The following is a 26642-nucleotide window of genomic DNA, read 5'->3' as shown; positions in this document are numbered from 1 at the left end:
ATGGTTCGGTCAATCTATGGGCCGCAGTGCCCGCCATCTCTGAGCACAGTTCGGGCAAAAGGTTGCTTAACCTTGTTGCGGCCAGGGAAAAAGCGGATCGCAGGCTTGTATCGGGGAGGGGCTCAGTTCTTGAGCAGGCCGGTGGCGCGCAGGGCGCCCTCGACCGCCGGACGGCTGGCTTCGCCGAGTTCGGTGAGCGGCAGCCTGAGGGCGCCTCCGCAGAGACCGAGCCGGGCCATGGCCCACTTGAGCGGAATCGGATTGGGTTCGACGAACAGGTTGCGGTGCAGCGGCATGAGCTCGAACTGGATCTGCATGGCGCGCTTCACGTCGCCGGCGAGGGCCGCCACGCAGAGTTCATGCATCTTGCGCGGCGCGATGTTGGCCGTGACGCTGATGTTGCCCTGGCCGCCGCAGAGCATGAGCGCCACGGCGGTCGGGTCGTCGCCGGAATACACGGCGAAGTTCTTCGGCACATCGCGAATGAGCCACTGGGCGCGTTCGATGTTGCCGGTGGCTTCCTTGATGCCGATGATGCCGGGCACTTGTGCCAGGCGCAGCACGGTGTCGTGCGCCATATCGGCAACAGTGCGGCCGGGCACGTTGTACAGCACGATGGGCAGGTCGCCCACGGCCTCGGCGATGGCCTTGAAGTGCTGGTACTGACCCTCTTGCGTCGGCTTGTTGTAGTAGGGCACGACCTGCAGTTGCGAATCGGCGCCCACGCCCTTGGCGAACTTGGCCAGCTCGATGGCTTCCTTGGTCGAGTTGGCGCCGCAGCCGGCCATCACGGGCACGCGGCCCTTGGCTTGCTCGACCGAGACGCGGATGATTTCGCAGTGCTCTTCCACATCGACCGTCGGCGATTCGCCGGTGGTGCCGACCACGCCAAGGCAGTCGGTGCCTTCGTCGATGTGCCAATCGATGAGTCGCCGCAGGGCGGGGTAGTCGACACTGCCGTCGTCGTGCATCGGCGTGACGAGCGCGACGATGCTGCCTGTCAGTTGCTCCAAGGGGGAATCTCTTTGTCGGTGGACGAAAGCGCCGATTCTACTTACTCCGGGCACCGCCAAGGCAGCGGGCCCGGCCCCCTCAGTTTCCCTCAAGGAGGGCGCGCAGCGGAGGGCCCTCAAGAGGATCGGGGACACGGATGGCGGCAATACGCTGCACGAAGCGCGCCGGTTCGGGGAGAAACCCGTCCTCGTAGGCCACCACGCGCAGATCCGCGCAGGCTGCGAGCAGTTCGCCGGGCTGCAGCAGGAAGTCGGCTCGCGACGGCTTGCCGACCGTTTCGTTGCCGGCGGCGAAGGTCTCGTAGAGCAGCACGCCCCCGGGGGCCACGGCGGCCACGATGTCGGCCATGCGGGCGCGCCACAGGTAATTGGTGACGACCACCGCGCCGAAGGCCTGGCCGGCGAAAGGCCAGGGGCCGGATTCGATATCGGCCGTGATGGCCTGTCCGAAGGCGCCGGCTGCCGCAGTCGCTTCCGGTGATCGGTCGACGCCCGTCACTGCATGTCCACGCCCGGCGAACCACTGCATATGCCGGCCCGCGCCGCAGGCCACATCGAGCACCGTCGCATTGGCGGGCAGCAGGTGCGACCAGCGCACGATCCATCCCGAAGGCGCACCCGTGCCGTGCAACGGCGCTACATCTTTCATAGCAAATCGGCCCGCCTCAGAAGCACGACCACACCTGGTCGACCAGCGTCACGAGAAATTCCGGATGGGTATAGAGCATGAACACGCCCGCCAGCGCCGCCAGCACGGCTGCGAGCCAGCCGGCGTGTGCGAGGTGGTGGCGCATCTGCGGAGTCATGGCTCGATTGTCTGCCTGCAATCAACCCGGCACCGCCGCCGGCCGCACCGCGCGGGCGATGGCGTGCTCCTTTACGGGCAGGTTGATCAGCGCCGCGAACACGCCCAGCGCAATCGCGATGTACCAGACGATGTCGTAACTGCCGGTCGTGTCGTACAGGTAGCCGCCGAGCCACACGCCCAGGAACGAGCCGACCTGGTGGCTCAGGAACACGAAGCCGCTGAGCATCGACAGGTGCGCCACTCCGAAGATGCCCGCCACGATCGCATTCGTCGCGGGCACGGTGGAGAGCCAGAGGAAGCCCATCGCCGCCGAGAACACATACACGCTGACCGGCGAGATCGGCACGATCAGGAACAGCGCGATCGACACCGCCCGCGCGAAGTAGATCGCAGCGAGGATCTTGCGCTTGGCCAGCGTCTGCCCCAGCAGGCCGACCGTGTAAGTGCCGAACACATTGAAGAGCCCGATCAGCGCCAGCGCGTAGCCGGCGACGTCGGCCGACAGGCTCCGGTCGCGCAGGTAGGTCGGCATGTGGATGCCGATGAAGGCCAGCTGGAACCCGCAGACGAAATAGCCTGCCATCAGGAGGCCGAAGCTCGGGTAGCGAAAGGCCTCGCCCACCGCCTGCAGCACCGATTGGTCGCGGTGCCCGGCGAGCGCCGCTGTCTTCGGCTCGCGCAGGCCGAAGGCCAGCGGCACGATCACCAGCACCAGCACGGCGAGCACCGCCAGCGCGGTCTGCCAGCCAAGGCTGCCGATCAGGCGGCCCTCGATGGGCGCCATCAGGAACTGGCCGAACGAGCCGGCCGCCGCCGCAACGCCCATCGCCCAGGAACGCCGCTCGGCCGGAATCTGCCGCCCGATCACGCCGTAGATCACCGCGTAGGTGGTGCCCGCCTGCGCCGCGCCGATCAGCACGCCCGCACTCAAGCTGAACAGCAGCGGCGTCGGCGAATGCGCCATGCCGAACAGCCCCAGCGCATAGAACACCGAGCCGCCGATCAGCACGCGGAAGGCCCCGAAGCGGTCGGCCAGCATGCCCGCGAACACGCCGAAGATGCCCCACGAGAGGTTCTGGATCGCAAGGGCGAAGGAAAAGGTCTGCCGGCTCCAGTCCTGCGCCTGCGTGATCGGCTGCAGCCAGAGGCCGAAGCCGTGGCGGATGCCCATCGAGAGCGTGACGATCATGGCGCCGCAGAACAGCACCTGCTTGATCGAGAGGGTGGGCGTGGAGGCTTGCATGCCGTCGAATGTAGCCATTGCGTGCTGCGGCAGGCGGTCTGGCGGCCAAAGCCATTGATGATTTATCGGCGCCGTTTCAATGCGCATCCGGCATCAAAGCGCCTGCTGTATGGGTATCCAGTTGTTTGGCGGCGACTGACTACAATCCGCCCCCATGGCGACTCCTCCCAAGACAACTTCAGACTCCGCTTCCGGCTACTCGGAAGGCTCCATCCGCGTGCTCAAGGGCCTCGAGCCCGTCAAGCAGCGCCCGGGCATGTACACCCGGACCGACAACCCCCTGCACATCATCCAGGAAGTGCTGGACAACGCCGCCGACGAGGCGCTCGCGGGCTACGGCAAGAAGATCAAGGTCACGCTGCACGCCGACGGCTCGGTGAGCGTCGAGGACGATGGCCGCGGCATCCCGTTCGGCATGCACCCCGAAGAAAAAGCGCCCGTGATCGAACTGGTCTACACCCGGCTGCATGCGGGCGGCAAGTTCGACAAAGGCTCGGGCGGCGCCTACAGCTTCTCGGGCGGCTTGCACGGCGTGGGCGTGTCGGTGACCAATGCGCTGTCCAAGCGGCTCGAAGTCACTTCCCACCGCGAAGGCTCGGCGGCCAAGTTGGCCTTTGGCGCCGGCGACGTGATCGAGGCGCTCGAAATCCGCAAGCTCGAGGCCGGCGAGCGCAAGCAGGGCACCACGGTGCGCGCCTGGCCCGACGCCAAGTACTTCGAAACCGCCGCGCTCCCGATGAACGAGCTCACGCACCTCCTGCGCAGCAAGGCCGTGCTGATGCCCGGCGTGAGCGTCACGCTGACCGTCGAGAAGACCAAGGAAACGCAGCAGTGGCTCTACAAGGGCGGCCTGAGCGACTACCTGATGCAGACGCTCAACGGCGACCCGGTGATCCCGTTGTTCGAAGGCAGCGGCCATGCCGACAAGAACGCCGACAACTTCGCCGAAGGCGAGGGCGCCGACTGGTGCGTGGCCTTCACCGAAGACGGCCAGCCGGTGCGCGAGAGCTACGTCAACCTGATCCCCACCAGCGCCGGCGGCACGCACGAGAGCGGCCTGCGCGACGGCCTCTTCACCGCGGTGAAGGGCTTCATCGAGCTGCATTCGCTGTTGCCCAAGGGCGTGAAGCTCCTGCCTGAAGACGTGTTCGCGCGCGCTTCGTACGTGCTGAGCGCCAAGGTGCTTGATCCGCAGTTCCAGGGCCAGATCAAGGAGCGGCTGAATTCGCGCGACGCGGTGCGGCTGGTGTCCAGCTTCGTGCGTCCCGCGCTCGAACTCTGGCTCAACCAGCACGTCGACTACGGCAAGAAGCTCGCCGAACTCGCCATCAAGGCCGCGCAGACCCGCCAGCGCGCCGGCCAGAAGGTCGAGAAGCGCAAGGGCTCCGGCGTGGCCGTGCTGCCCGGCAAGCTGACCGACTGCGAGAGCAAGGACATCAGCCACAACGAGGTCTTCCTGGTCGAGGGCGACTCCGCCGGCGGCAGCGCCAAGATGGGCCGAGACAAGGAAAGCCAGGCCATCCTGCCGCTGCGCGGCAAGGTGCTCAACACCTGGGAAGTGGAGCGCGACCGGCTCTTCGCCAACACCGAAATCCACGACATCTCGGTGGCCGTGGGCGTCGATCCGCACGGCCCGAACGACTCGCCCGACATGAGCGGCCTGCGCTACGGAAAGATCTGCATCCTCTCCGATGCCGACGTGGACGGCTCGCACATCCAGGTGCTGCTGCTCACGCTGTTCTTCCGTCACTTTCCGAAACTCATCGAAACCGGACATGTGTATGTCGCGAAGCCGCCGCTCTTCCGGGTCGATGCGCCCGCGCGCGGCAAGAAGCCGGCGTCCAAGGTGTATGCGCTCGACGAGGGCGAACTGACCGCCACGCTCGACAAACTGCGCAAGGACGGCGTGCGCGAAGGCGCCTGGAGCATCAGCCGCTTCAAGGGCCTGGGCGAGATGAGCGCGGAACAATTGTGGGAAACCACGCTCAATCCCGATACCCGGCGCCTGATGCAGGTGCAGCTGGGACGCTTCGACTTCACCTCCACCCAGGGCGAGATCACCAAGCTCATGGGCAAGGGCGAAGCGGCCGCCCGGCGCGAACTGATGGAACTGCGCGCCGACGACGTCGATATCGATGTTTGACCCCCGTGACCCTTCCAGACTTCATGCGTGCGTTGCTGTTGGCCTTTTTGTTGTGCGTGCTGTGCTTGCCGCAGGGGCCGGCGCACGCCGCTGACATCTACGGCTACATCGACAGCAAGGGCGTCGCGCACTTCGCCGCCGAGAAGGTCGACGAGCGCTACCAGGTCTTCTTTCGCGGCGGCCAGAGCTTCGACACGGCGCAGGGCATCTCGCCGCTTTCGCGCAGCGCGCGCAAGTTCGACGGCAAGGTGCCGCCGGCGTCGCAGAGCCTGCTGGCGCTCTTCGAGGCCTCGCCCAGCTACAAGACCGCCAAGGCGGCGCTGCGCGATGCGTCGAACAAGCATTCGATCGACTACGAACTGCTGCAGGCGCTGATTGCCACCGAGTCGGGCTTCGACGCGCAGGCCGTTTCGCCCAAGGGCGCGATGGGCCTCATGCAGCTCATGCCCGCGACCGCGCAGCGCTACGGCGTCGCGGCGGACAAGCGCACCAGCATCGAGAAGAAGCTGTTCGACCCACGCATCAACATCGCCGCCGGCTCCCGCTACCTGCGCGACCTGATCGCGATGTTCCCGGGGCAGATCGAGCTGGCGCTCGCCGCCTACAACGCGGGCGAGGGTGCGGTGCAGCGCGCGGGCAACAAGATCCCGAACTACAAGGAAACGCAGAACTACGTGAAGACGGTGCTGCAGCTCTACGCGTACCTGAAGCCCGGCGCGACCGGGGGGCGTATCGGGAGCGGCGGCAAGTCGCCCGGGCGTATCCGCATGGAAATGGGCGGTGCCGCCGGCCGCGGGAACATGCCGCCCGACCGGCCCTGGCTGCCGGCTGCTTCGCCGGCCACCAAGCCTGCCGCGCCCCCGCTGGCGGAGCCGGTCGATGTGCCGACCTCTCCCTACATGCCCGAAGTGCCGGCCGCGTCCACGACCGGCGCATCTTCGGTGGCCATGACCGAATAAACAAACAAGCAACAGCAATCTTCCGGAAACGACAGACGATGGATTCCCAACCTCCGCTCGACCTCGGCGGCCCGACCGACGGCGACACCACCCTCACGCTGGCCGACTACGCACAGACCGCCTACCTCGAATACGCGCTCAGCGTGGTCAAGGGCCGCGCGCTGCCCGACGTGTCCGACGGCCAGAAGCCGGTGCAGCGGCGCATCCTGTATTCGATGTCGCGCATGGGCCTGGGCTTTGGCGGCACCAACGGCACCGTGGGCGCCAAGCCGGTCAAGAGCGCGCGCGTGGTCGGCGACGTGCTCGGCCGCTTCCACCCGCACAGCGACCAGGCCGCCTACGACGCGCTGGTGCGCATGGCGCAAGACTTTTCGCAGCGCTACCCGCTGGTCGACGGCCAGGGCAACTTCGGCAGCCGCGACGGCGACGGCGCCGCGGCCATGCGCTACACCGAGGCGCGCCTCGCGCGCATCACCAGCCTCCTGCTCGACGAGATCGACGAAGGCACGGTCGACTTCATTCCCAACTACGACGGCAGCACCGAGGAGCCGCGCCTCTTGCCCGCGCGGCTGCCCTTCACGCTGCTCAATGGCGCAAGCGGCATCGCGGTCGGCCTGGCCACCGAGATCCCGAGCCACAACCTGCGCGAAATTGCCGACGCCTGCGTCGCGCTGATCAAGTCCAACGGCAAGCTGAGCGAAGAAGAGCTCTTCGCCATCGTGCCGGGTCCCGACTATCCGGGCGGCGCGCAGATCATCAGCAGCGCCAGCGACATCGCCGACGCCTACCGCACCGGCCGCGGCTCGCTCAAGGTGCGCGCACGCTGGAAGATCGAAGACCTCGCACGCGGCCAGTGGCAGCTCGTGGTCAACGAACTGCCGCCCGGCGTGAGCACGCAGAAGGTGCTCGAAGAGATCGAGGAAATCACCAACCCGAAGGTCAAGGCCGGCAAGAAGGCTCTTTCGGCCGACCAGACGCAGCTGAAGGCCGCGATGCTGTCGGTGCTGGACGTGGTGCGCGACGAGTCGAGCAAGGACGCCGCCGTGCGCCTGGTGTTCGAGCCCAAGACCTCGCGCATCAGCCAGGAAGAGTTCATCACCACGCTGCTCGCGCAGACCTCGCTCGAAACCTCCTCGCCGATCAACCTCACGATGGTCGGCATCGATGGCAAGCCCACGCAGAAGTCGCTGCGCCAGATGCTCAACGAGTGGATCGCGTTCCGCGAAGTCACCGTCGAGAAGCGTTCGCGGCACCGGCTCAACAAGGTGCTGGAGCGCATCCACATCCTCGAAGGCCGGCAGCTGGTGCTGCTGAACATCGACGAGGTGATCGCGATCATCCGCGCGGCGGAAGATCCGAAGGCGGCGCTCATCGCCCGCTTCAACCTCTCCGAGGTGCAGGCGGAAGACATCCTCGAAATCCGGCTGCGCCAGCTTGCGCGGCTCGAAGCCATCAAGATCCAGCAACAGCTGGATGAGTTGCGCTCGGAGCAGAAAAAGCTCGAAGACATTCTCGGCAGCCCCGCCACGCTGCGCCGCTTGCTGGTGAAGGAAATCGAAGCCGACGCCAAGACCTTCGAAGACGCGCGCCGCACACTGATCCAGGCCGAAAAGCGCGCCGTGGCCGAAGTGAAGGTGGTGGACGAACCCGTGACCGTGATCGTGTCGCAGAAGGGTTGGGTCCGCGCACAGAAAGGCTGGGCGAGCGAGAAGGCCGCCGGCAACGGAGGCGCTGCGCCCGAGTACAGCTTCAAGTCGGGCGACACGCTCTACGGCGCCTTCGAATGCCGCAGCGTCGACACGCTGCTGGTCTTCGGCAGCGCCAAGGACAAGAGCGTGCGCGTCTACACCGTGCCCGTGGCCTCGCTGCCCGGCGCGCGCGGCGACGGCCAGCCCGTCACCACGCTCATCGAGCTCGATGCCGGCACGCACGTCACGCACTTCTTCGCGGGTCCGGTCGGCGCGAGCGTGCTGCTGGCCAACACCGGCGGCTACGGCTTCATCGCGACGGTCGAGAACATGATGTCGCGCCAGCGCGGCGGCAAGGCCTTCATCGACGTGGGCGAGGGAGAGCAACTCTGCCGCCCCTCTCTGGTGGGCGGCGCGAGCGGCGCCGAGCCGATGCCGGCCGCCACGCATGTGGCCTGCGCCTCGACCGGCGGCCGCATCCTGACCTTCGACATCGCCGAACTCAAGAGCCTGCCCAAGGGCGGCCGCGGCCTCACGCTGATCGACCTGGAACCCAAGGACACCCTCGCGGGTGCCGCGGCCTACACGCGCAGCGTGAAGATCGAGGGCATCGGCCGCGGCGGCAAGGAGCGCGACGAGACGCTGGAGATCCGCACTCTCAACAACGCGCGCGGCACCCGCGCCCGCAAGGGCAAGGCGGCCGACCTGGGCTTCAAGCCGGCCAGCATCGTGCGGGTGTTGTGATGGGCGGCATCGACATCAGCGTCATCGGCCTGTTCATCGCGGTGGTCACCGGCCTCGCCAGCTTCCTGGTGGGCCGGCATTTCCGGATGAAGCGCGCAGCCAGGCGGCGCGAGAAGGACCGGATCGCGGCGCAGGCCATCGAGACGCGGCAGGTGCGCCGGGCGCGCGAGCGGCGCGAAGGCGGCAGGTAGCAGGCTGTCGGCGCAGGCGAGGGGCTAACGCAGCCCCTGCCACCACCGCGTATTGGTCCGCGCCTGCCCCACCGTCACCACTTCGCCGATCACCGGCGTCGCCAGTTCGATCTTCTTGGCTTCCGTGAGGCTCGCGATGCGGTCCAGCGGGTCGTGCCAGGTGTGGAACGAGAGATCGAAGGTGCTGTTGTGCACCGAGAAGAACACCTTGCCGCGCAGGTCCTCGAAGGCTTGCACGCTCTGCTCGGGCGTCATGTGCACGCCGGGCCAGTAGGCGTCGTAGGCGCCGTTTTCCATCAGCGCCAGGTCGAAGCCGCCGAAGCGCTCGCCGATCTGCTTGAAGCCCTGGAAGTAGCCCGAGTCGCCGCTGTAGAAGATGCGCTGCTCGCCGCTCTGCACCACCCATGAAGCCCACAGCGTGCGGCCGCGATCCGAGAGCGTGCGGCCCGAGAAATGCTGGGCAGGCGTGGCGGTGAGCTTCACACCGTCGTGCTCGGCGTCCTGCCACCAGTCGAGTTCGCTCACGCGGTCGGCGGGCACGCCCATCACCACCAGCCGCGAGCGCACGCCCAGCGGCACGAAGTAACGCTTCACGCTCTTGGCGAGGTATTCGATGGTTGCCACGTCCAGGTGGTCGTAGTGGTCGTGCGAAAGGATCACGCCTTCGATGGGCGGCAGTTGCTCCAGCGCGATCGGCGGCTTGTGAAAGCGCTTCGGCCCGGCCCACTGCACGGGCGAGGCACGCTCGCTGAACACCGGGTCGATCAGCCAGTATTTGCCGCGCAGCTTGAGCAGGTGCGACGAGTGACCCAGCCGCACCACGTGATTGCTCTTGGCGTCGAGCGCGTCCAGGTCCTTGGCGTTGATTTCGCGCACGGGGATCGCATCGACCGGCACCGTGTCCACCTTGCTGCCGACGATGAAGCGCGACCAGATGCGCCATGCGCTGGCCGAGGGCTTCTCGTCGGGGTTGGCCATGTTCTGGAACACGCCGTCCCGGAACTGCGGCGAGTTGTCGTAGCGTGTCTCGCCACCGCCTGCGGCACTGCACCCCGCGACGAAGGCGCAGCCGGCCGCGGCGAGCGCCGTGCCCCGGCGCAGGAGTTGGGGCAGGTAGGACCCCTGCGAAGCCGATTCGTCAGCCATGGAAAGAACCTCTGGACGTATGTTTGTGATGAGGCGCGAGACTATCCCGGGCACATGTTTCAATGGTTTCAGCGACAGAAACATTCGGTGGGCAGGGGAATTTTCGAGGCCGGCGCGGCATGCCCGTCCAGGCCCTTCCGTATGCCATGCGCCCTATGGCACGCACCGCTTCGGCGCGGCACACTCGGGGCCTTCATGGGCCAGGAGAAGGTGATACAAAAATGAGCGACAACCGCTATCCCATCATCTATGTGCGTGGCTATGCCATGACCGAATCCGAGCGCGACGAGACCGCGGCCGATCCGTTCTGCGGCTTCAATCTCGGCTCCACGGTCTACCGCGCCACCGTCAAGAAAGACGCGCCCGCGCAGAAGTTCGTCTTCGAGTCGCCCGTGGTGCGCCTCCTGGCCGACTTCCAGTACCAGAGCGTCTACCAGAACGGCCTGGACATCCTGGACGACGACTGGAAGCCCTCGCCCGACGAGACCGGCAAGGACGTGGACGGCATCCCTTCCGCCTCGGTCATCATCTACCGCTACTACGACACGGGCTCCGAACTGCTGGGCGATGGCAAGTCGCGCAACATCAAGTTCTATGCGCAGGGCCTGAGCAAGCTGATCCTGCGGGTGCGCGACCTCGTGGGGCAGCGCGAAGGGGCTGCTGCGACCGCCGACTTCCGCTGCTATTTGGTGGCGCACTCGATGGGCGGGCTGGTGGTGCGCGCCTTCCTGCAGAACCCGGCGCTGGGCGACCCCGCCGCGCGGGCCTGTGTCGACAAGGTGTTCACCTATGCCACGCCGCACAACGGCATCGACATGGGCGGCGTCAACATCCCGGCCTGGCTCACGGCCAACGAGATGAACACCTTCAACCGCGAGAAGATGTCCGAGTTCCTTGCCACGCCGGCCGTCAACGGCCGCATGGACTACCTGCCGGTTTCGGCCTTCCCGGCCGAGCGCTTCTTCTGCATGGTCGGCTCCAACCGCGGCGACTACGAAACCGCCAAGGGGCTCTCGCGCATGTTCGCGGGCCACGGCAGCGACGGTCTGGTGCGCATCGAGAACGCCTCGCTCTGGTCCATCGATGCGAACAAGAAGACGCAGCCCGTGGCCACCGCATATGCCTTTCGTTCGCACTCGGGCTACTTCGGCATCGTCAACTCCGAGGAGGCCTATCAGAACCTCGTGCGCTTTCTCTTCGGCGACGTGCGGGTCGACCTCTGGTTCGACGTCGACGGCGTGACCCTGCCGCCCGACCTGCCCAAGGACGCCGACATCGATGCGCTCTACCAGGTCGAACTGCTGGCCGCGCCTCGCGGCAAGCGCTGGTACCTGAGCCGGCGCGTGGCCGAGGAAGACTCGCCCGCCTGCCGCACGCACAAGGAGCTGACCGATCCGAAGAAGCCCGAGCGCCGCTCGATCTATCTCTCGACCGTGTTCCTGGCCAACAAGGCCCGCGTCAAGCAAGACCGGCCGACGCTCGCCTACGCCATGACGCTGGGTGTGCGCGTGCCCGACTACCAGGTGAACAAGAAGTTCTGGCTCGACGGGCACTACGAGGGAAGTTCGCTCTTCCGCGACACGCTGGTCATCGAGATCGCGCCGCCCCAGGCCGACGACCCAGCGCAGAACTGGAATCTCAAGTACGGCTGGCAGACCGACACGGCGGGGCAGGCATCGCTGCCGATCAGTCCGAAGCAACTGGCTGGCGGCAAGCTCCAGTTCGTCGTGCCGCTCTCCAGCCTCGGTGCCGCAGCGGCGGCGCCCGGCATCAGCGGCAAGGTGCGGCTGGAGGTCAGCGCCTGGAGTTGAGCGGCCGAGAGGCGTGCACCGGCGCCTCAAGCCCCACAATCGCACCTCACATGCATTACCTCCTCTTCATCGGCGCGTTCATCTTCTTCGCCTTCATGGCGCCGCTCAAGCTCACGATCGCGGTCTGTGCGCTGGTGCTGTTCGTGACGGTGGTGGTGAAGATATCGACACAGGTGGTGGCAGGCGTGTCGCCCACGCTGGGCGAGTCGTTCAAGTCGGTGTTCTATGCCTCGCTCTTCGTGGCGCTGGCGCTGCTGGCCTACATGAGCTTCTTCGCCGGAACAGGCATTCACCACGTCGACGGCACGCCCGCGCTGCTGGCGATGGCGGGGCTCTTCGTGGCCTACACGCTGGGTTTCCAGATCGGCATCGGCACCTCGTTCGGTGCCAGCGCGGTGGTCGCGCTTATCTCCACGCTCTTGTCCGGCTCCATCCTGTGGTCGGTCAAGGGCCTTGCCTTCTAGCACCATGAAAACTGCGGTTCTCGTCATCGATGTGCAGCGCGGCCTTTGCGACGATCCGCCGCGCCCGCACGAGGCCCAGGACGTGATCCAGCGCATCAACGCGCTTACTGCGCGCGCCCGCGCAGCCGGCCTGCCGGTGGCCTTTATCCAGCACGAGAACGCGGTTGACCTGGAGTTCGATTCCGAGCGCTGGCAACTCGCCGACGCGCTGCAGATCGATGCCGCCGACACCCGCATCCGCAAGACCACGCCCGACTCCTTTTTGCGCACGCCGCTCGAGGCATGGCTCATGGGGCAGGGCGTGCGGCGCCTGGTGATCTGTGGCTACTCGTCGGAGTTCTGCGTCGACACCACCACCCGCCGGGCCGCCGCGCTGGGCTACGAAGTGGTGCTCGCGGCCGATGCGCACACCTCGCACGACAAGCCGCATGCCACCGGCGCCTTCATTCGCGCGCACCACAACGCGACGCTGTCGAACATCACGAGCTTCGGCGTGCGCATCAGCGCGGTCGCGAGCGCGGAGATCGTGCTCACTGGGGCTTGAAGCCCGTCTCCTTCGCCAGCCGTGCATAGACGGCGCGGCTCGATTCCGTGCGCCTTGCCAGCTCTTCGGGCGTGCTCGATGCCGGCGTCACGCCCAGGCTGCTCGTCCGTTCGGAGAACACGCCGCTCTTCACGACCTTGCCGATCGCGGCGTTGTACTGCCGCACGAACTCGGGCGGCGTGCCGGCCGGTGCGAAGACGGCGGTGAAGATGAGCTCCTCCAGTCCGTCGATGCCCAGTTCCTTGTAGGTCGGCACGTCCGGCAGGCGCGCAAGGCGCGATGGACCGTTGACCGCGACGATGCGGACCTTGCCCGCGTCCGCATACGGCAGCATGGCCCCGACGCCGCCGATGCCGGCGGGCAACTGGCCCGCAACGAGGTCCTGTATCAGCGGTGCATCGCCGCGGTACGGCACGGGCGTCATGCCGGTGTTCAGTGCGCGCGAGATGACGCCGACCGCGAACTCCGGGCCCGAGCCCGGCGCCGGCACCCCGACGCTCGCCTTGCCGGCGTTGGCCTTCGCCCATTCGGTGAAATCCTTCATGGCGGGATGGGCCACGCCGATGACCGACGGATTGAGCCCGAGCACATCGGGGTTCAGCGTCACGAGGCTGACGGGTACGAAGTCGCGCGCCACGTCGAACCCCGGGTTCAGCACCGTCACGGGAATGATCGATACCGTGTGGCTGTTCGAGAAGAAGAGCGTCGTGCCGTCGGGCTTGGCCGCGCGCAGCGCCTGTGCGGCGATCTGCCCGCCTGCGCCACTGCGGTTCTCCACGACCACCGGCCGGCCGAGCTCCTGCTGCATGCCTTGCGCAAGCTGGCGCGCGATGGCATCGCTGCTGCCGCCGGGCGGGAAGCCGACCAGGATGCGGATCGGCGGGCCATCGGCCAGCGAGGCGCACGAGGCGGCCGCGAACACCAGGCCGAAGGCGAGGGCGCGAAGCTTTGAAAACATCATGGCGTTCTTTCAGGCGGGTGAGGAAATCCGGGTGATCTGCTCGCGGGGCTCGGAGGTGCGTCCCATCACATCGACAAGCGCCTCGCAGACCTGCGCGATGTTCGATGCGTTGATGCCCGCGATGCAGACGCGGCCGGACGACACGACATACACCCCATGCCGGCTGCGGAGCTGGTCGATCTGCGCAGTGGACAGCCCGGAGTAGCTGAACATCCCGCGCTGCTGCAAGAGAAACGACAGATCGACGTCCGGCAGTTCTGCTGCAAGCAAGGCATGCAGCGAAGCGCGCACCCCCAGCATCCGTTGGCGCATGCCTTCCAGTTCGGCGCGCCACTGCGCATTCAGCGCATCGTCTTCGAGCACAGCCGCCACGAGCGCCGCACCGTGCGCGGGCGGGCACGAATAGCTGCGGCGAACAACCACCTTGAGCTGCCCCAATACCTTGGCCGTTTCGAGGTCGGATGCATGAATGCTCAACGCGCCCACTCGCTCGCCATACAGCGAGAAGTTCTTCGAATACGAGCTCGCGACAAGGCACGGCATCCCGCGCCGCACGCACTCGCGCACGGCCCACGCATCGTCGTCCGGGCCTTCGGCGAAACCTTGATAGGCCATGTCGAAGAACGGCAGCAACGCGCGCTGTGCTATCGCATCGAGAAGCCGCTCCCACTGTTCGCGCGAGGGATCGATGCCCGTCGGGTTGTGGCAGCAAGGGTGGAGCAGCATGACGGCTCCCGCGGGCAGGTCGCGCATGGCGGCCAGCGCGCCCTCGATGTCGAAGCGCCCGTCCGGCGTGCAGTACGGATAGTGCGAGACCTCGAACCCCGCAGCCTGAAAGATCGCCTGGTGGTTGACCCACGTGGGGGCGGGCATGCTGATTCGGGGCTGGGCATTCGTGCTCGCAAGGAACTCGGCGCCGACCCGCAGCGCCCCCGTTCCGCCCGCCGTTTGAATCGTGACCACGCGCTCCTGTAGGTCCGCCGTCGTATCGCCGAAAACAAGCTCGCGGACCGCATGGCGGTACGCCGGCAAACCTTCGGTGGGCAGGTAGATGCTGGGCACCGCGCCGTCGAGGCGCTCGCGTGCCGCGCGCACCGAGGCCAGCACCGGCACGCGGCCGTCCTCGTCGCAGTAGATGCCGATGCCCAGATTCACCTTGCGGGTGCGTGAGTCCGCGCGGTAGGCATCGAACAGGCCCAGGATCGGGTCTTCGACGTAGTCGGGAAGGTTCTTGAACATTGAAGGGAGCTCCTGTGGTGCGAGCGAGTTTTCCTCGCACCACCCGAACGCTCAACCTCTGTTGCGCCGGAAATTGGGACCGTTCGTCCGGAACGGTCGCGGCAAGCTACGGCATACGCCCGGTGGCGAGTGCATGAGCCCAGTCCGGCCGCCCGTTCTCCAGCGCCAGTGCCGCCATCGCCGTGTGGTCGTACGGAACGGCCACGAGCCTGGCGCTCCAGTCGCCGTCGCGCTGCTCGGCGATGGCGTAGCGCGCATGGGGCGAACCGGTCTCGACGGCGTGCGGATACGGATGGATGTCGTCGTAAGCCGGCAGGCCGACGCTGCCCGGGTTGACGATCAACTGCCCGCTCGACGCATGCACCACGCGTGGCACATGTGTGTGCCCGCAGGCGATGAGCGCTGCATCGACACTGCCGAGCCGCGCATCGATTTCCGCTTGCGTGGCCGCGCGGAAGTCGTTGGGTTCGACCGTTTCCAGAAAGTATTCGAGATCGCTCGCCGGTGTGCCGTGGCACAACATCACGTCCGCGCTGAGGCGGTGCGTGTGCGTCAGCGATGCGATCCACGCGAACTCCTTTGCACCGAGCCGCGCGTGCGCGAACGCATCCGACGCGCCGCGCTTGTCCGCCGGCGCGGTGAGCAGCTGGCGCTCGTGGTTGCCGGCGAGCTGTACCCAGTCCTGCGCCATCAGGAACTGCGCGGTCTCCAGCGGCATCAACGGGCCGGAGAGGCTGTCGCCCAGATTGACGATGGCGTCCACGCCCCGGCGTTCGATGTCCTCGAACACGGCTTCGAGGGCGGGGAGGTTACCGTGGATGTCGGAGACGATGGCGAGGCGCATTCGGAGAGACGTGCGTTGGGGAGAGGGCGATGTTAGTTCGCGCGGCGGAGTTCGGGGCGTGTGCGCAGGCCACCGGGTACTCCCCTCCGCGAATGTCCCCCGCCTTCGGCTCCTCCTTGATTTCGCTGCGGGGAGCACCCGATGCCCTGCGCACCTGGGCACGCTGCTGGTGTGTGGCCGATCAACCAGTGCTCTGAAGACGAGCGCGCCGATGGGGTGCCTTGCGCAGCGAAATCAAGGAGGAGGCCGCAGGCCGGGGGACATTCGCGGAGCAAGGTACCCCGTCGACGCGATCGCCGCCCTGAATAGACGACTCAGTCCGTCCCCGCCCGCCACACCCGAGCCAGCGCGGCCAGCTTCCCGCGAAATCCCAGCCGATCGTTCGACAGCGCATCGATGAAATCCGACAGCCGCTGCGATTTCACCATCGTGTAGATCGTGAGCCAGGTCGTGAAGGCGAACACCACGCCGAACCAGATTGCCTTGCGCCACAGCGGCGCATCGGCCTCGGCCAGCAGGTTCATGCCGAGAAAGCCCGTGGTGACGGTGCCGATCAGCCCGAACAGCGTGACCACCGTGAGCCGCACGACGGTGCTGGCTTGTCGGCGCAGGCTGTCGGCATCGAGGTAGGTGTTCATGTCGGCGATGCGCGACTTGACCTCGTCGTACAGCGGGTCGAGCCCGAGGTGCGTGGCGCACATGTGCGAGAGCGCGCGCACCTGCGCCTGTTCGGAGATTTCGTGGAACCAGTAGCGGTGCGTGAAGCGCAGGAACCGCTCGAAGCTCGCGCGGATCGCGCGCTTGAACTGCTTCACGCTCGGCGTGCTGCGGATGTCGAGCCGCTTGAGCGCCTCGACCAGCTGGTCCGAGAACATCAGGAGCGATGCCTTCTGGAAATGCGCGATGAGGAACAGCAGGAAGTGCTGGTGCCTGAACTGTGCGAGCACGCCGCGGTCGCGACAGCAGAAGAACTCGGAGTTCGCATCGCCCACCACGACGAGCGCGTGGCCGTTGCAGAGGTAGCGCGTGTTGGGTGCTGCTCCCGCGTCGACCCAGAAGCGGTCGTAGCAGTACCTGTGCTCGAAGTCCGCGAGGTGATGGTCGGCGTAGGGCAGGTGGGCATCGGTCGCGCCTGCGCCCGTCACCAGTGCGAGCCGTACGAAGTCGTCGCGCGTGAGGCGGCGTGGATCGTCCATCGACAGGTACGCCATCACCGGCATGCGGTAGTACTCGATCTGCCGATAGCGCAGCGCGCCGGGGTCTTCGGAATGGTCGCTCACCAGCGGCTGCATCAGGTAGGCCCAGTGCGACGAGATGCGTGGCGCGCGGTGCTGTGCCACGTGCGAGAGAAAGCTCTCGCGCTGCTGCGCGTCGGAACTCGCGAGCACACGGCCGTCGGCGCCCAGCCATTCGACGCTCGCCATGCAATGCAGTGCCGAACCATCGGGCTCCCAGCCCGAGGGGTAGGCGCGGCCGAAGCGGTAGAGGATGTCCTGCGCCTGCGCGAGGCTCAGGTGGTTCACTCCGACTTCGAGGTTGAGCAGCACCACGTCGATGTCGAAGAAGAAGTAGAGGTCGCAGTGCACCACGTCCAGCGTGATGGGTGCATCGCCCAGCTGCGACACCACGCGCACCGCTGCGATGTCGTGGCGGCGAAAGATGCGCATCGGCGAATCGCCGTCGCTACCCGAGGCCGAGTCGTCGCCCTTGTTGCGGGAGCGCCCTTCGCCGTAGAGGAAGCGCTGCACATACGGCAGGAAGCTCACGAACTCGTGGTAGTGCCGTTCGTGGAAGCGGCTGCTGTCGCCGGTGTATTCGTCGACCTCTTCGCGCCAGGGAGATGCATCGCCCATGTCGCGCAGCACCTGCCAGGGGCCGTGGTGCGTGTGCCTGGCATCGGGCGAAGGCATCAGTCGAAGGGGCCAGAGCAGTGCCTGCCTGAAATGCTGAACGACGGGAGCGCCCGGGGCTCCGGATGGGAGCGCATTCGCCTCTGTGGGCAAGGTGGCTGCAGGTGGGTTCAGCATCGCGCCAGTGTAGGCAGAAGCCAGTGTGCTGTCCCGCAAATAGCGGCGCATGAAATCGCGCCGTTCACGCCAGGGCGGCGTTGCAAATCCTCGCGATACCTGCGGGTATCGCTGCGGTTTGCGCCTTGCCCTGCCGCGAACGGCGCAATTTCATTTTGCGCCGCTATTTGCGGGACAGCACACCAGGTCAAAACGCCCACTTAGGGGAATCCCTAGGCAGGTCTGAAACCGGTTTCATATAAGCTGCAAGCATTCTTTTGGAGGCCTGCGCACGGCCCTGCCGTGCACGCCGAACCATGAACTACCAGTTTCAATTCGACGCCGTTTTCGCTGCCTGGCCGCTGCTGCTCAAGGGCACGTGGATCACGGTCCAGCTCTCGCTCATCGCCACGGTGCTGGGCCTCGTGGTCGCGATTTTTTGCGCATGGGGCAAGACCTCGGGGCCGGGTTGGCTGCGCTTCATCGTCAATGCCTATATCGAGGTGATCCGCAACACGCCGTTCCTCGTGCAACTGTTCTTTTTCTTCTTCGCGCTGCCGGCCATCGGCCTGCGCTGGTCGCCGCAGACGGCCGCGCTGGTGGCGATGGTGGTGAACCTGGGCGCGTACGCGACCGAGATCATCCGCGCGGGCATCGAGTCGATTCCCAAGGGGCAGATCGAGGCGGGCAGGGCGCTCAACCTCAAGCCGTGGGAAATCTTTCGCTTCGTCATCATCAAGCCCGCGCTGAAGGCCATCTACCCGGCGCTCACGAGCCAGTTCATCCTCTTGATGCTGAGTTCTGCGGTGGTGTCGGTGATCTCGGCGGACGACCTGACCTCGGTGGCTGCCAACCTGCAGTCGCAGACCTTCCGCAGCTTCGAGATCTACATCGTGGTGGCTGCCATCTACCTTGCGCTGGCGTTGGCCTTCTCGGCGATGTTCAAGCTGATCTACAAGCGCACGCTCAGCTATCCGGACCGCCGGTAAGAGTCGACGGACGGAAGAAATCATCATGCGTACCTTCGGCTTTCCCGAATTCCTTTTCATCCTCGAAGCGGCCCAGTGGACGCTGGCGCTGTCGGCCATCGCCTTCGTCGGCGGCGCGATCCTGGGTTTGATCATCGCGCTCATGCGCACCTCCGAGTCGGCGTGGGCGCGCAATGCGTCGATGGTCTTCATCCAGGTGTTCCAGGGCACGCCGCTGCTGCTGCAGCTCTTCCTGATCTTCTTCGGCGCACCGGTGCTGGGGCTGGACATCAATCCGTGGATCGCCGCGGGCGTGGCGCTCATCCTCAACAGCGCGGCCTTCCTCGGGGAGATCTGGCGCGGTTGCATCGAGGCCATTCCGCGCGGCCAGTGGGAAGCGGCCGAGGCGCTGAGCCTCAAGTACGGTGCACGCATGCGCGACGTGGTGCTGCCTCAGGCCTTCAAGATCGCGCTCGCGCCCACGGTGGGCTACCTGGTGCAGATCATCAAGGGCACGTCGCTCGCGGCCATCATCGGCTTCACCGAGATCACCCGCGCGGGGCAGATCATCAACAACGCCACCTTCCAGCCGCTCATCGTGTTCTCGGTGGTGGCGGCCATCTACTTCGTGATCTGCTGGCCGCTGTCCTTGCTCGCGGCACGCATGGAGCGCAAGCGCGCTCGCGCCCTCGCACGCTGATCGTTTTTCGTTTTCTCGTCGCTTCCTTTCTTAATTCAGGAGACACAACCCATGACCCGCACCTCTACCCGCCGCGCCGCACTGGCAGCCCTCGGCCTCGGCGCCGCCCTCACCGTGTTCGCGCCTTTCGCCGCCGCCCAAAGCGTGGCCGACATCAAGAAGAAGGGCGAGATCACCATCGGCATGCTGGTCGACTTTCCGCCCTACGGCACCACCGATGCGAAGAACCAGCCCGACGGCTACGACGCCGACGTGGCCAAGCTGCTGGCCAAGGACTGGGGCGTGAAGGCCAACATCGTGCCGGTGACCGGCCCGAACCGCATTCCGTTCCTCTTGACCAACAAGGTCGACCTGCTGGTCGCCTCGCTGGCCGTGACGCCCGAGCGTGCGAAGCAGGTGCAGTTCTCGCAGCCCTACGCGGCCGCGACCATCGTGCTGTACGGCGCGACCAAGACCCCCATCAAGGCCGCCACCGACCTGAAGGGCTTGCGCGTGGGCGTGGCCCGCGCCTCGACGCAAGACGTGGCCGTGACCAAGGCCGCACCCGAAGGCACCGAAATCCGCCGCTTCGACGACGACGCCTCGGCCATGCAGGCGCTGATCTCGGGCCAGGTCGACGCGATCGGCTGCTCGGTCACCGTCGCGGCGCAGATCGCCAAGCGCGTGCCCGCCGGCACCTACGAAAACAAGTTCACGCTGGTGCAGCAGTCCATGGGCATCGCGATGCGTCCGGGCCAGGAAGAGCTGACCAAGGCGGTGAACGAGTTCGTTGCGAAGAACACCGCCAACGGCGAGCTGAACAAGCTCTATCAAAAGTGGCTGCAGGCCGACCTGCCCAAGATGCAATAAGCCAAAGCGCTTGAAGGAATCCCTGGCATGACGACGGAATCGATCATCCGCATGGAAGCGGTCAACAAGTGGTACGGTGAATTCCAGGTGTTGACCGGCATCGACCTGTCGGTGCGCCAGGGCGAGCGCATCGTGATCTGCGGGCCCTCGGGCTCGGGCAAGTCGACGCTGATCCGCTGCATCAACCGTCTGGAGACGGTGCAGAAGGGCCGCATCGTGGTCGATGGCATCGACCTCACCGCGGGCGGCAAGAACGTGGACGCGGTGCGCGCCGAGGTCGGCATGGTGTTCCAGCAGTTCAACCTGTTCCCGCACCTCACCATCCTTCAGAACTGCACGCTCGCGCCGATGCGCTCGCGCGGCATGACGAAGGCGCAGGCCGAGGAGGTGGCGATGAAGTACCTCACGCGCGTGCGCATTCCCGAGCAGGCCAACAAGTACCCGAGCCAGCTCTCGGGCGGCCAGCAGCAGCGTGTGGCGATTGCGCGTGCGCTGTGCATGGCGCCCAAGATCATGCTGTTCGACGAGCCCACCTCGGCGCTCGACCCAGAGATGGTCAAGGAAGTGCTCGACACCATGATCGGCCTGGCCGAAGACGGCATGACCATGCTGTGCGTGACGCACGAGATGGGCTTTGCCCGCAGCGTGGCCGACCGCGTGATCTTCATGGCCGAAGGAAAGATCGTGGAGCAGGCGCCGCCCGAAGAATTCTTCGGCAACCCGAAGGACGAGCGCACGCGCCAGTTCCTCGGTCAAATTCTCAGTTCTCACCAAGCCCATTGATCGCCCACTGATGTCCTTCGAGGTTTTGATTTCTCTGTCGTCCTTCGGCGCAGCTGAGGTGGGGCGGCATGGGCAGCTCTGGTGCTCGCAGCTTGCGCGGGCGGCGGGTGCCGATTCGGTGGAAGTGCGCGGCGAGATGCTGCGCGATGCAGATGCGGAACTGCCGGCCTTGAACGGCCTCGCCTCTGTCTATTCGAGTCCCGAGGGCCTGTGGGCCGAAGGCGGCTGGCTGGACAGCGCGGCGCTCAAGCGCGGCATTGCCGCCGCCACGCGCGTGGGCGCGAAGCGGCTGAAGATGTCCATCGGCGATTTCCAGGCTTCGTCGCACGGCTCGCTCTGGGGCCTGAAGGTGGAGCTTGCCGAGACGCGCGTCGAACTGCTGATCGAAAACGACCAGACGGTGCGCGCCGGCACGTTGCCCGCACTGCAGGCCTTCTTCGACGCGGCCGACCGCGCAGGCGTCTCGCTCGGTATGACCTTCGACATGGGCAACTGGCACTGGCTGGGCGAATGCCCGCTGCATGCGGCACAGGCGCTCGGCCACCGCGTGCGCTACGTGCATTGCAAGGGCGCGCAGCGCCTGCCGCACAAATGGGTGGCGGTGCCGATGGGCGATTCCGTCGCACCATGGCGTGCGGTGCTGCGCGCCTTGCCGGCCGACGTGCCCCACGCCATCGAATACCCTCTGGTGGGCGACGACCTGCTGGCCGTCACCCGCTCGCAAATCGAATTCATCCGCGCCGCACGGGCGTAGAACCACACACATGACAGAACCGACTGCCTTCGACGTCGCACTCTTCGGCGAAGCGATGCTGCTGCTCGTGGCCGATCGGCCGGGGCCGCTGGAGAACGCACAGGCGTTCCACAAGCGCACCGCGGGCGCCGAGACGAACGTGGCCATCGGCCTTTCGCGCCTGGGCCTCAAGGTGGGCTGGGCGAGCCGCCTGGGCACCGACTCGATGGGGCGCGCGCTGCTCGCGACGATGAAGGGAGAGGGCATCGACTGCTCGCACGTCATCTGCGATCCGACGCAGCGCACCGGCTTCCAGTTCAAGGGCCGCGTCACCGACGGCAGCGATCCGCCGGTCGAATACCACCGCAAGGGCTCGGCCGCGAGCCAGATGGGGCCGGCCGATGTCGACGAAGCCTGGCTGCGCTCGGCGCGCCACCTGCATGCCACGGGCGTGTTCGCCGCGATTTCCGACACCAGCCTGCAGGCTGCGCTCAAGACCATGGACGTGATGCGCGCGGCCGGCCGCACCATCTCGTTCGACACCAACCTGCGCCCGACGCTGTGGTCTTCGACCGAGACGATGCGCCATTGGGTCAACGAACTCGCTTCGCGCGCCGACTGGGTGCTGCCCGGCATCGAAGAAGGGCTGCTGCTTACCGGCCACAGCGAGCCCGAGGCCGTGGCGCGTTTCTACCGCGAGCGCGGTGCGAAGCTGGTGGTCGTCAAGCTCGGCGCCGAGGGCGCCTACTACGACAGCGACGTGGCCGGCACCGGCCGCGTCGATGGCTTCCCGGTGAAGGAAGTGATCGACACTGTGGGCGCGGGCGACGGCTTCGCGGCCGGCGTGGTGAGCGCGCTGCTCGAAGGCAAGAGCGTGCCCGAGGCGGTGCGCCGCGGCGCCTGGATCGGCGCCCGCGCCGTGCAGGTGCTGGGCGACACCGAAGGCCTGCCGACGCGTGCGGAACTCGAAGAAGCGGGGCTCTGAAGATCATGACAAAGAAGAACGTGCTCGTCTTCCGGCCCCTGCCCGAAGACCAGCTCGCGCGCCTGCAGGCCGCGCACCACGTGACCGTTGCCGATCCGCGCAAGGAGCCCGAGGCCTTCGCCGCCGCGCTTGCTTCGGCGAACGGCCTGATCGGATCGAGCCACCCGGTCGATGCCGCGCTGCTCGATGCGGCGCCGAAGCTGGAGGTGATCTCGAGCGTGTCGGTCGGCGTGGACAACTACCCGATCGCCGAACTGCACAAGCGCGGCATCGTGCTGTGCCACACGCCCGACGTGCTCACCGAGACGGTGGCCGACACGGTGTTCGCGATCCTGATGGCCACGCAGCGCCGCGTCGTCGAACTCTCGAACCTCGTGCGCGAAGGCCGATGGACGAAGAACATCGGCGAAGACCTTTTCGGCACTGACGTGCACGGCAAGACACTGGGCATCCTCGGGTTCGGCCGCATAGGCCAGGCCGTGGCGCGGCGCGCGGCGCTGGGCTTTGGCATGCCGGTGCTCTACCACGCACGCCGCCCGGTCGACCTGGCCGCGCAGGCGCCCGAACTGCAAGGCCGCGCCACGCACACGCCGCTCGATGACTTGCTCGCGCGCGCCGACATCGTGCTCGCGATGCTGCCGCTGACCGACGCCACGCGCGGCATGATCGACGCCGCCTTCTTCGCACGCATGAAGCCGGGCGCATCGTTCATCAACGGCGGCCGCGGCGCCACGGTGAACGAAGACGCGCTGCTCCACGCGCTGGACCACGGCACGCTGCGCGCCGCCGGCCTCGATGTGTTCGCGAAAGAGCCGCTGCCGGCCGATTCGCCGCTGCGCACGCATCCGCGCGTGACGCCGCTGCCGCACATCGGCTCGGCCACGCACGAGACGCGCCACGCGATGGCCGAGCTGGCCACGACCAACCTGCTGCAGGTGCTGGCCGGCGAGAAGCCGACCGCGCCCTACGACACCGCCGCCGCGTGACATGAAGCCCACGGGCCGCGCCACCATCGCCGACGTCGCCGAGGCCGCGGGCGTTTCCAAAGCCACGGTCTCGCGCTTCCTCAACCACCGCGAACGGCTGTTGAGCCCCGACATCGCCGCGCGCGTCGAGGTCGCCATCGCCAAGCTGGCCTATTCGCCGAGCCCGATGGCGCAGGCGCTGAGCCACGGCCGCTCGCGGCTCATCGGCCTGATCGTGGCCGACATCACCAACCCGTACTCGGTGGCGGTGCTGCGCGGCGCCGAAAAAGCCTGCCAGGACGCCGGCTACCTCGTGATGCTGTTCAACCTCGGCAACGAGAGCGAACGCGAGCGCGAGGCCATCGATGCGCTCGCGGGCTACCAGGTCGACGGCTTCATCCTCAACACGCTGGGCCGCGGCAGCAACGTGGTCGATGCGGTCACGCTGCACGGCAAGCCCGCGGTGCTGGTCGACCGGCGCCACACGGGCATGCACACCGACTTCGTCTCGCTCGACAACCACGCGGCGATGCAGGCCACCTGCAACCACCTGGTCGAAGGCGGGTATCGCGAGCTGCTCTACGTCACCGAGCCGCAGAAGGGCGTGAGTTCGCGGCGCGAGCGTACGGCGGCTTTCGGTGCCTGCGTGGCCGCGCACGAGCCGCGCGTGGCGGGAGAGGTGTTCGAATCGGTCGAAGGCGAGAGCGATGCACTCGATGCGGCACTCACCGCCTTGCGCAAGCGCGCCAAGCGCGGCCGCCGCGCCGCAGTAGTCGCGGGCAATGCCGTGGTCACGCTGCGCGTGGCGCAGGCGATGGCGCGGCTGGGCCTGCACTTCGGCGACGACCTGGGCTTCGTCGGCTTTGACGATCCCGAATGGGCCTCGCTGATCGGCCCCGGCCTCAGCACCGTGGCGCAGCCCACCGATGCCATCGGCCGCACGGCCGCTACATGCCTGATCGAGCGGCTGCGTGGGCTGGATTCGGCACCGCGCCAGCTTCTTCTTCCGGGTGAGCTGATGGTGCGGGGCTCGTCGAAGGCGTCCTAGCATCCTGCACGGCTCGGTCGAAGGTGATCGGCCCGCGCATCCAGTCGGATGCACGCTCGGCGATCATGATCGTCGGCGCGTTGGTGTTGCCGCCGATCAGCGTCGGCATCACCGAGGCATCGACCACGCGCAGGTTCTCGATGCCGTGCACGCGCAGCCGCGCATCGACCACCGCCATCGCATCCACGCCCATCTTGCAGGTGCCCACCGGGTGGTAGATGGTGTCGGCGCGCGCGCGGATGTGCTGCGTGAGTTCTTCGTCGGTGTGCGCATCGGCCGTGTAGACCTCGCGGTGGCGGTATTTCTCGAGTGCCGGTGCGCGCAGGATCTCGCGCATCTTCTTCACGCCCTGCAGCAGCAGCGCCATATCTTCGGCATCGGAGAGGAATTGCGGGTCGATGCGCGGCGCCGACAGCGGGTTCGCGTCGTTCAGCCGCACGTCGCCGCGGCCCTTGGGGCGCAGCACGCACACATGGCACGAGAAGCCGAAGCCCGCGTGCAGCTTGCGCGCATGGTCGTCGGTGATCGCGATCACGAAGTGCAGTTGCAGGTCGGGCCGGCGCAGCTCGGGCGACGACTTGATGAAGGCGCCGCCTTCGGCAAACGGCGTTGCGATGAGGCCCTTGCCGCTCTTGCGCCATTCGAAGATCGCCTTCGTGAGCTTCAGGCCGGCCGCCACGCCGATGCCGAAGAGATCGGTCTCCTTCGAGGTGTAGGCGAGGATGAAGTCGGTGTGGTCCTGCAGGTTCTTGCCCACGCCCGGCAGCGCGTGCCGCACGGCGATGCCGTGGCGGCCCAGCTCGACGGGGTCGCCGATGCCCGAGAGCATCAGCAGTTGCGGCGAGTTGAAGGCGCCGCCGCACAACGCCACCTCGCGCAGTGCGCGGATCACCTCGGTGTTGCCGCCGCGTCGCACTTCCACGCCGGTGGCGCGTTGGCCGTCGAGCACCACGCGCAGGGCCTGGGTGCCGGTCAGCACCGTGAGGTTGGGGCGCTGCATCACCGGGTGCAGGTACGCCGCGGCGGCCGAGCAGCGCTCGCCGTTCTTCGCGCCGCCGTGGAACTGCGTGACCTGGTAGAGGCCCACGCCTTCCTGCTCGGCGCCGTTGAAATCGTCGTTGCGCGGAATGCCGCAGGCCATGGCCGCGCGCACGAAGTCTTCGGTGATCGGCCGCGGGCTCTGCTGCTCCGACACCTGCAGCGGCCCCGCGCCGCCGTGCAGCGCGCTCTCGCCGCGCTCGTTGCCTTCGGCGCGCTTGAAGTAGGGCAGCACCTCGTCGAACGACCAGCCCGCGCAGCCCGCGCGTTCCCAGTCGTCGTAGTCGTCGCGGTGGCCGCGCACGTAGAGCATGGCGTTGATCGCGCTCGATCCGCCCAGGCAGCGCCCGCGCGGCTGGTAGCCGCGGCGCCCGCCGAGGCCGGGCTGCGGCACCGTCTGGTAGGCGTAGTTGTTGATCTGCGGCCGGCCCGGCAGCATCGCCACCGTGGCCGCGGGCGCCCGCACCAGGATGCCGCGGCCGTCGCCGCCGGCTTCGATCAGGCAGACCGTCACGGCCGGGTCTTCGCTGAGGCGGGAGGCCAGCGTGGCACCGCCGGAGCCGCCGCCCACGATCACGTAGTCGAATTCCATGGCGCCTGTGTTCCTTTTGTTGTTGCGTCCGGTTGCCGGGCGAATCGACTGTAGGAACAACGCGCGGGCGGCCCCTTAGCGTTTTCCCGTTGGTCGAAGGTATGCAGTCGCCGGTGCCTCTGGGGTTTCCCCTCCTGCTTGCGACAGGCGATTGACAGGTCCTTGCACCAAACTGAT

General features: G+C 67.0%; 25 protein-coding genes. 15 read left to right on the top strand and 10 right to left on the bottom strand.

The window, feature by feature from the left end; genetic code table 11:
* Positions 1-122 precede the first annotated feature (122 nt).
* Genes dapA through J2W23_RS03480 form a run of 4 tightly spaced genes read right to left on the bottom strand, consistent with a single transcriptional unit; the run spans position 123 to position 3064 of the window.
* The gene (gene dapA, locus J2W23_RS03495; protein ID WP_373423890.1) at positions 123-1049 is read right to left on the bottom strand and encodes a 4-hydroxy-tetrahydrodipicolinate synthase; all 927 of its coding nucleotides are present in this window, start codon (positions 1047-1049) and stop codon (positions 123-125) included.
* A 43-nt stretch (positions 1050-1092) separates the two neighbouring features.
* A complete protein-coding gene (locus J2W23_RS03490; protein ID WP_307647695.1) occupies positions 1093-1662 on the bottom strand; it encodes a class I SAM-dependent methyltransferase in 570 nt (189 codons plus the stop codon).
* A 16-nt stretch (positions 1663-1678) separates the two neighbouring features.
* Complete coding sequence (locus J2W23_RS03485; RefSeq protein ID WP_176658383.1) at positions 1679-1819, bottom strand: hypothetical protein; 141 nt, start codon at positions 1817-1819, stop codon at positions 1679-1681.
* 21 nt (positions 1820-1840) lie between these two features.
* On the bottom strand, positions 1841-3064 hold the full coding sequence (locus tag J2W23_RS03480) for an MFS transporter (protein ID WP_176658992.1): 1224 nt from the start codon (positions 3062-3064) through the stop codon (positions 1841-1843).
* A 154-nt stretch (positions 3065-3218) separates the two neighbouring features.
* Here J2W23_RS03480 and J2W23_RS03475 point away from each other — a divergent pair, with 154 nt between their 5' ends.
* From J2W23_RS03475 to J2W23_RS03460, 4 genes are read left to right on the top strand one after another with little or no spacing between them, the layout of a single operon-like run.
* Entirely contained in the window at positions 3219-5207 is a 1989-nt protein-coding gene (locus tag J2W23_RS03475) for a DNA topoisomerase IV subunit B (RefSeq protein ID WP_307647694.1), read from the top strand.
* A gap of 23 nt (positions 5208-5230) precedes the next feature.
* Positions 5231-6166, top strand: a complete 936-nt coding sequence (locus tag J2W23_RS03470) for a lytic transglycosylase domain-containing protein (RefSeq protein WP_307648060.1) — start codon at positions 5231-5233, stop codon at positions 6164-6166.
* 38 nt (positions 6167-6204) lie between these two features.
* Positions 6205-8598, top strand: a complete 2394-nt coding sequence (gene parC / locus J2W23_RS03465) for a DNA topoisomerase IV subunit A (RefSeq protein WP_307647693.1) — start codon at positions 6205-6207, stop codon at positions 8596-8598.
* A complete protein-coding gene (locus J2W23_RS03460) occupies positions 8598-8789 on the top strand; it encodes a hypothetical protein (protein WP_176658380.1) in 192 nt (63 codons plus the stop codon). Before parC ends, J2W23_RS03460 begins: the two co-directional genes overlap by 1 nt.
* Positions 8790-8813: 24 nt before the next feature.
* On the opposite strand, the gene J2W23_RS03455 is transcribed toward J2W23_RS03460, so the two are convergent.
* A complete protein-coding gene (locus J2W23_RS03455; protein WP_176658379.1) occupies positions 8814-9935 on the bottom strand; it encodes an MBL fold metallo-hydrolase in 1122 nt (373 codons plus the stop codon).
* A 221-nt stretch (positions 9936-10156) separates the two neighbouring features.
* Here J2W23_RS03455 and J2W23_RS03450 point away from each other — a divergent pair, with 221 nt between their 5' ends.
* From J2W23_RS03450 to J2W23_RS03440, 3 genes are read left to right on the top strand one after another with little or no spacing between them, the layout of a single operon-like run.
* A complete protein-coding gene (locus J2W23_RS03450; RefSeq protein WP_307647692.1) occupies positions 10157-11746 on the top strand; it encodes an esterase/lipase family protein in 1590 nt (529 codons plus the stop codon).
* Between the two features lie 50 nt (positions 11747-11796).
* On the top strand, positions 11797-12210 hold the full coding sequence (locus tag J2W23_RS03445; RefSeq protein WP_176658377.1) for a hypothetical protein: 414 nt from the start codon (positions 11797-11799) through the stop codon (positions 12208-12210).
* Between the two features lie 4 nt (positions 12211-12214).
* A complete protein-coding gene (locus tag J2W23_RS03440) occupies positions 12215-12754 on the top strand; it encodes a cysteine hydrolase family protein (protein WP_307647691.1) in 540 nt (179 codons plus the stop codon).
* On the opposite strand, the gene J2W23_RS03435 is transcribed toward J2W23_RS03440, so the two are convergent.
* From J2W23_RS03435 to J2W23_RS03420, 4 genes are all read right to left on the bottom strand, one after another.
* The gene (locus tag J2W23_RS03435; RefSeq protein WP_307647690.1) at positions 12741-13712 is read right to left on the bottom strand and encodes a tripartite tricarboxylate transporter substrate-binding protein; all 972 of its coding nucleotides are present in this window, start codon (positions 13710-13712) and stop codon (positions 12741-12743) included. The two genes, J2W23_RS03440 and J2W23_RS03435, sit on opposite strands and share 14 nt — an antisense overlap.
* Before the next feature lie 12 nt (positions 13713-13724).
* Complete coding sequence (locus tag J2W23_RS03430; RefSeq protein ID WP_307647689.1) at positions 13725-14954, bottom strand: amino acid aminotransferase; 1230 nt, start codon at positions 14952-14954, stop codon at positions 13725-13727.
* A gap of 106 nt (positions 14955-15060) precedes the next feature.
* Positions 15061-15798: a metallophosphoesterase family protein gene (locus tag J2W23_RS03425; RefSeq protein WP_307647688.1), complete on the bottom strand. Its 738-nt coding sequence runs from the start codon at positions 15796-15798 to the stop codon at positions 15061-15063.
* A 314-nt stretch (positions 15799-16112) separates the two neighbouring features.
* Complete coding sequence (locus J2W23_RS03420; RefSeq protein WP_373423867.1) at positions 16113-17825, bottom strand: hypothetical protein; 1713 nt, start codon at positions 17823-17825, stop codon at positions 16113-16115.
* 296 nt (positions 17826-18121) lie between these two features.
* Here J2W23_RS03420 and J2W23_RS03415 point away from each other — a divergent pair, with 296 nt between their 5' ends.
* Genes J2W23_RS03415 through J2W23_RS03380 form a run of 8 tightly spaced genes read left to right on the top strand, consistent with a single transcriptional unit; the run spans position 18122 to position 24835 of the window.
* The gene (locus J2W23_RS03415) at positions 18122-18793 is read left to right on the top strand and encodes an amino acid ABC transporter permease (protein ID WP_307647686.1); all 672 of its coding nucleotides are present in this window, start codon (positions 18122-18124) and stop codon (positions 18791-18793) included.
* Between the two features lie 25 nt (positions 18794-18818).
* Positions 18819-19472 carry an amino acid ABC transporter permease gene (locus tag J2W23_RS03410; RefSeq protein ID WP_307647685.1) on the top strand — a complete coding sequence of 218 codons (654 nt, stop codon included), beginning with the start codon at positions 18819-18821 and terminating at the stop codon, positions 19470-19472.
* A gap of 51 nt (positions 19473-19523) precedes the next feature.
* Positions 19524-20321 (top strand): transporter substrate-binding domain-containing protein, encoded by a 798-nt coding sequence (locus J2W23_RS03405; protein ID WP_307647684.1) that lies wholly within the window; start codon positions 19524-19526, stop codon positions 20319-20321.
* Between the two features lie 27 nt (positions 20322-20348).
* On the top strand, positions 20349-21104 hold the full coding sequence (locus J2W23_RS03400; RefSeq protein ID WP_013540639.1) for an amino acid ABC transporter ATP-binding protein: 756 nt from the start codon (positions 20349-20351) through the stop codon (positions 21102-21104).
* A 10-nt stretch (positions 21105-21114) separates the two neighbouring features.
* Positions 21115-21858: a sugar phosphate isomerase/epimerase family protein gene (locus tag J2W23_RS03395; protein WP_307647683.1), complete on the top strand. Its 744-nt coding sequence runs from the start codon at positions 21115-21117 to the stop codon at positions 21856-21858.
* Positions 21859-21868: 10 nt separating this feature from the next.
* A complete protein-coding gene (locus J2W23_RS03390) occupies positions 21869-22822 on the top strand; it encodes a sugar kinase (RefSeq protein WP_307647682.1) in 954 nt (317 codons plus the stop codon).
* 5 nt (positions 22823-22827) lie between these two features.
* Positions 22828-23808: a 2-hydroxyacid dehydrogenase gene (locus tag J2W23_RS03385; protein WP_307647681.1), complete on the top strand. Its 981-nt coding sequence runs from the start codon at positions 22828-22830 to the stop codon at positions 23806-23808.
* Position 23809: 1 nt separating this feature from the next.
* Complete coding sequence (locus J2W23_RS03380; RefSeq protein WP_307647680.1) at positions 23810-24835, top strand: LacI family DNA-binding transcriptional regulator; 1026 nt, start codon at positions 23810-23812, stop codon at positions 24833-24835.
* On the opposite strand, the gene J2W23_RS03375 is transcribed toward J2W23_RS03380, so the two are convergent.
* Entirely contained in the window at positions 24735-26465 is a 1731-nt protein-coding gene (locus J2W23_RS03375) for a GMC family oxidoreductase (protein WP_307647679.1), read from the bottom strand. The genes J2W23_RS03380 and J2W23_RS03375 overlap by 101 nt on opposite strands.
* Between the last annotated feature and the right edge of the window lie 177 nt (positions 26466-26642).

The organism is Variovorax boronicumulans (genome assembly GCF_030812215.1).
GTDB lineage: Bacteria > Pseudomonadota > Gammaproteobacteria > Burkholderiales > Burkholderiaceae_C > Variovorax > Variovorax boronicumulans_C.
This window is presented reverse-complemented; position numbering and strand designations above follow the sequence as displayed.

What these genes read in the sequence shown, in the direction of transcription:
- J2W23_RS03375 (WP_307647679.1), bottom strand. Translation starts at nt 26,465, where the DNA reads ATGGAATTCGACTACGTGATCGTGGGCGGCGGCTCCGGCGGTGCCACG.
- J2W23_RS03415 (WP_307647686.1), top strand. Translation starts at nt 18,122, where the DNA reads ATGAACTACCAGTTTCAATTCGACGCCGTTTTCGCTGCCTGGCCGCTG.
- J2W23_RS03470 (WP_307648060.1), top strand. Translation starts at nt 5,231, where the DNA reads ATGCGTGCGTTGCTGTTGGCCTTTTTGTTGTGCGTGCTGTGCTTGCCG.
- J2W23_RS03380 (WP_307647680.1), top strand. Translation starts at nt 23,810, where the DNA reads ATGAAGCCCACGGGCCGCGCCACCATCGCCGACGTCGCCGAGGCCGCG.
- J2W23_RS03460 (WP_176658380.1), top strand. Translation starts at nt 8,598, where the DNA reads ATGGGCGGCATCGACATCAGCGTCATCGGCCTGTTCATCGCGGTGGTC.
- J2W23_RS03395 (WP_307647683.1), top strand. Translation starts at nt 21,115, where the DNA reads ATGTCCTTCGAGGTTTTGATTTCTCTGTCGTCCTTCGGCGCAGCTGAG.
- J2W23_RS03425 (WP_307647688.1), bottom strand. Translation starts at nt 15,798, where the DNA reads ATGCGCCTCGCCATCGTCTCCGACATCCACGGTAACCTCCCCGCCCTC.
- parC (WP_307647693.1), top strand. Translation starts at nt 6,205, where the DNA reads ATGGATTCCCAACCTCCGCTCGACCTCGGCGGCCCGACCGACGGCGAC.
- J2W23_RS03485 (WP_176658383.1), bottom strand. Translation starts at nt 1,819, where the DNA reads ATGACTCCGCAGATGCGCCACCACCTCGCACACGCCGGCTGGCTCGCA.
- J2W23_RS03400 (WP_013540639.1), top strand. Translation starts at nt 20,349, where the DNA reads ATGACGACGGAATCGATCATCCGCATGGAAGCGGTCAACAAGTGGTAC.
- J2W23_RS03430 (WP_307647689.1), bottom strand. Translation starts at nt 14,954, where the DNA reads ATGTTCAAGAACCTTCCCGACTACGTCGAAGACCCGATCCTGGGCCTG.
- J2W23_RS03475 (WP_307647694.1), top strand. Translation starts at nt 3,219, where the DNA reads ATGGCGACTCCTCCCAAGACAACTTCAGACTCCGCTTCCGGCTACTCG.
- J2W23_RS03420 (WP_373423867.1), bottom strand. Translation starts at nt 17,825, where the DNA reads ATGCTGAACCCACCTGCAGCCACCTTGCCCACAGAGGCGAATGCGCTC.
- J2W23_RS03490 (WP_307647695.1), bottom strand. Translation starts at nt 1,662, where the DNA reads ATGAAAGATGTAGCGCCGTTGCACGGCACGGGTGCGCCTTCGGGATGG.
- J2W23_RS03390 (WP_307647682.1), top strand. Translation starts at nt 21,869, where the DNA reads ATGACAGAACCGACTGCCTTCGACGTCGCACTCTTCGGCGAAGCGATG.
- J2W23_RS03440 (WP_307647691.1), top strand. Translation starts at nt 12,215, where the DNA reads ATGAAAACTGCGGTTCTCGTCATCGATGTGCAGCGCGGCCTTTGCGAC.
- J2W23_RS03405 (WP_307647684.1), top strand. Translation starts at nt 19,524, where the DNA reads ATGACCCGCACCTCTACCCGCCGCGCCGCACTGGCAGCCCTCGGCCTC.
- J2W23_RS03455 (WP_176658379.1), bottom strand. Translation starts at nt 9,935, where the DNA reads ATGGCTGACGAATCGGCTTCGCAGGGGTCCTACCTGCCCCAACTCCTG.
- J2W23_RS03435 (WP_307647690.1), bottom strand. Translation starts at nt 13,712, where the DNA reads ATGTTTTCAAAGCTTCGCGCCCTCGCCTTCGGCCTGGTGTTCGCGGCC.
- J2W23_RS03480 (WP_176658992.1), bottom strand. Translation starts at nt 3,064, where the DNA reads ATGCAAGCCTCCACGCCCACCCTCTCGATCAAGCAGGTGCTGTTCTGC.
- J2W23_RS03445 (WP_176658377.1), top strand. Translation starts at nt 11,797, where the DNA reads ATGCATTACCTCCTCTTCATCGGCGCGTTCATCTTCTTCGCCTTCATG.
- J2W23_RS03450 (WP_307647692.1), top strand. Translation starts at nt 10,157, where the DNA reads ATGAGCGACAACCGCTATCCCATCATCTATGTGCGTGGCTATGCCATG.
- J2W23_RS03410 (WP_307647685.1), top strand. Translation starts at nt 18,819, where the DNA reads ATGCGTACCTTCGGCTTTCCCGAATTCCTTTTCATCCTCGAAGCGGCC.
- J2W23_RS03385 (WP_307647681.1), top strand. Translation starts at nt 22,828, where the DNA reads ATGACAAAGAAGAACGTGCTCGTCTTCCGGCCCCTGCCCGAAGACCAG.